Raw genomic sequence first — 3,148 nt, forward strand, 5'->3', positions numbered from 1 at the left:
AGCCACTGTTTTAGGAGCATGTTCAGGGAAGAGCTTAATACGCAAGTCTCCGTGATTGGTCTTAATGGTCGCAAGAGGACCTTCTACTGTTTCAATGTCTACTTGTGGGAAATGCAATTCTTTTTCTACCATACCAAATCCTTCTAAGGCATCAAAAATGCCATCTTCTTCTAATGTTTTTGTAATATAATCTGCTTTTTCTTTGATATTTTCATGAGAAATTCCCATTGCAACGCTAATTCCAGCATAATCAAAGAGTTCCAAGTCGTTGAGGCCATCTCCAAAAACCATGACGTTGTCTGGTTTCAAACCAAGGTGTTCCACAACCTTTTCCACACCCGTCGCTTTGGAGCCTGAAATCGGCACAATATCAGACGAATGCTCATGCCAACGAACCATGCGAAGTTTGTCTGAGAGACTGTCAGGCAAGCGTAAGTCATCTCCCTTATCTTCAAAAGTCCACATCTGATAGATATCTTCTTTTTCATGGAAATCTGGATCTACATCTAAGTCGGGATAAATTGGATTGATAGCCTCACTAATCATATCGGTGCGAGTCGACAACTTGGCATCATGACTCCCAACCAAGCCATACTCAATTCCCTCTTGCTTAGCCCAAAAAATATACTCCTCAACATCTGACTTCTCAATCTGATGTTGATAAATGACCTGACCTTTTTTATCTTCGATGTAGGCCCCATTTAAGGTCACAAAAAAGTCAGGCTTGAGTTCACGAATTTCTGGAACGACACCAAAAATCCCTCGTCCAGAAGCAATACCTGTCAAAATTCCTTTCTCACGTAATTGCTTAAAAACAGTTGGGATTGAAGCTGGAATAAAACCTGTCTTTGAATTTCGCAATGTATCATCAATATCAAAAAAGACAATCTTGATCTTCTTTGCCTTGTATCTTAATTTGGCATCCATCTCACTACCTCTTTCAATCTAACTCTTTCCATTATACCATAAAGTAGCTAAATCCCCTATTTTCAAAAAATTTCCAGTTTTATTGTAAATCCTTGGATAAGTATAAAACTAAATCATCATCGTTTTGACAACTTGCACCCATTTCTAGCGGTTTATTTCTATACCAGACACCTGTCCCATCTGGAATGTAGCTCCGTCTGATATACAATCTCTGGGCAGGGCCATAGCCTAAGTGCAAACCTACACCAAGAGTGACCTTACTCGAAACAAACTTGACTCGTTTTTCTGCTTCTTCTAGCAGTTGATTCCCAATCCCTTGATTTCGAAAAGGCTCAAACACATTAAAATCTGATAATTCTGGATAGACTTCTGCAAAAGGACCATGTTTAGCAGAGGGCAAAATGGTAATGTAGCCCGCTACAGCACCATCAATCTCTGCAACTAAAACTTCTCTCTCCCCACTTTCCTGTTCCAGAAAATATCTAGCCAAAATTTCCTCTCTACCAGGCCAACCTTGATTCATAAATCCATGAGATAAGGATTCAATATCAGACTTAATCATATTTCTAATCGTACAATTCATCTTTGACTTACCCACCTTTACTCTTTCTATTACCATTATAGCACGCCAAGGTCAGAAAAAAACTATCTCTTGAAAAAAGACCCAAACGGGTCTAAAAAAGAGGTCCACTGGACCCCAACTCGCTCTCTCATTTCAAGGCTCGTGAAAAAAAGACCCAACCGGGTCTTTTCTTTAATCTTCGTTTACGAAAGGCATCAAAGCCATTACGCGAGCGCGTTTGATAGCTGTTGTTACTTTACGTTGGTTTTTAGCTGAAGTTCCTGTTACACGACGAGGAAGGATTTTCCCACGTTCTGAAACGAAACGGCTAAGAAGCTCAGTATCTTTGTAATCAACATATTCAATTTTGTTTGCTGCGATGTAATCAACTTTTTTACGGCGTTTGAATCCGCCACGACGTTGTTGAGCCATGTTTTTTCTCCTTTATAATTTTAGTTGTCCATTAGAATGGTAAATCATCATCTGAAATATCCAATGGATTTGTTGCTCCAAATGGATTTTCATCACGTGAAAAGTCTGGTACTGAATTTGTAGGTGCTGAATAGTTTGCAGTTGGGGCAGAGTAAGCTCCACCTGTATGACCTTCACGCACACTACGGCTTTCCAACATTTGGAAATTCTCAGCCACGACCTCTGTCACGTAGACACGTTGTCCTTGCTGGTTATCGTAACTACGAGTCTGGATACGGCCTGTCACCCCGATAAGTGAGCCTTTTTTAGCCCAATTAGCAAGGTTCTCAGCCTGTTGGCGCCACATAACGACATTGATAAAATCAGCCTCACGTTCGCCATTTTGACTCTTAAATGTACGGTTTACTGCAAGAGTAAAAGTCGCAACTGCTACATTTGATGGGGTATAACGCAACTCAGCGTCACGTGTCATGCGCCCTACAAGTACAACATTGTTAATCATAGTTTACCTTCTTACGCGTCAATTTTGACGATCATGTGACGAAGAATGTCAGCGTTGATTTTTGAAAGACGGTCAAACTCTTTAAGAGCTGCATCGTCATTTGCTTCAACGTTAACGATGTGGTAAAGTCCTTCACGGAAATCTTGGATTTCGTATGCAAGACGACGTTTTTCCCAAGTTTTTGATTCAACAACAGTTGCACCGTTGTCAGTCAAAATAGAGTCAAAACGTGCTACCAAAGCGTTTTTAGCTTCTTCTTCAATGTTTGGACGAATGATATAAAGAATTTCGTATTTAGCCATTGATATGTTCCTCCTTTTGGTCTAATGACCCCAAGACTTTGCAAGGGGTAAGTGAGGTTCGCTCACAATAAACTATTATACTAGAAAACATTTTTTTACGCAAGTAAAAACACCTAAATAAAAAAAGAAGATGACGAATCATCTTCTCAAAACCTATGAGTTTTTAGTTTTCTTTTTTCTTGCGAGCAAGAAGTCCAAATCCACCTAGGACTCCAAGAAGTCCAAGCGCTGCGAGGCTAGCGTTAGCTTCTGTACCTGTGTTAGGCAATTCTTTTTGACCATCAACATATTTAGGTGTTGGAACAGCAGGTTGGCTTGGAGTGCTTGGTTGAGCTGATTGGGAGTGCTGAGACGGAGTTTCAGGAACTTCTGTATCAAAATGTTGCGGTGTCACCACTCTCTTATAATGATGAACTTTATTGC

6 protein-coding genes are annotated in these 3,148 nt (G+C 40.3%); all 6 read right to left on the bottom strand.

The genetic code is table 11. The features are described from left to right. Positions 1-927 (bottom strand): Cof-type HAD-IIB family hydrolase (locus tag SMIDD26_RS06320; protein WP_246746952.1); only part of this gene is annotated, 927 nt, incomplete at its 3' end. Between the two features lie 79 nt (positions 928-1,006). Then, positions 1,007-1,510 carry a GNAT family N-acetyltransferase gene (locus SMIDD26_RS06325; protein WP_061439682.1) on the bottom strand — a complete coding sequence of 168 codons (504 nt, stop codon included), beginning with the start codon at positions 1,508-1,510 and terminating at the stop codon, positions 1,007-1,009. Positions 1,511-1,681: 171 nt separating this feature from the next. Continuing rightward, positions 1,682-1,921, bottom strand: a complete 240-nt coding sequence (gene rpsR, locus SMIDD26_RS06330) for a 30S ribosomal protein S18 (protein WP_000068664.1) — start codon at positions 1,919-1,921, stop codon at positions 1,682-1,684. 31 nt (positions 1,922-1,952) lie between these two features. Beyond that, entirely contained in the window at positions 1,953-2,423 is a 471-nt protein-coding gene (gene ssbA, locus SMIDD26_RS06335) for a single-stranded DNA-binding protein SsbA (protein ID WP_000609606.1), read from the bottom strand. A gap of 11 nt (positions 2,424-2,434) precedes the next feature. Beyond that, positions 2,435-2,725, bottom strand: a complete 291-nt coding sequence (gene rpsF / locus SMIDD26_RS06340; RefSeq protein ID WP_001151785.1) for a 30S ribosomal protein S6 — start codon at positions 2,723-2,725, stop codon at positions 2,435-2,437. A gap of 163 nt (positions 2,726-2,888) precedes the next feature. Further along, positions 2,889-3,148: LPXTG cell wall anchor domain-containing protein (locus tag SMIDD26_RS13015; RefSeq protein WP_246746953.1), on the bottom strand; the 260-nt coding region annotated here is incomplete at its 5' end.

Source organism: Streptococcus mitis (assembly GCF_001579035.1).
Taxonomy (GTDB): domain Bacteria; phylum Bacillota; class Bacilli; order Lactobacillales; family Streptococcaceae; genus Streptococcus; species Streptococcus mitis_J.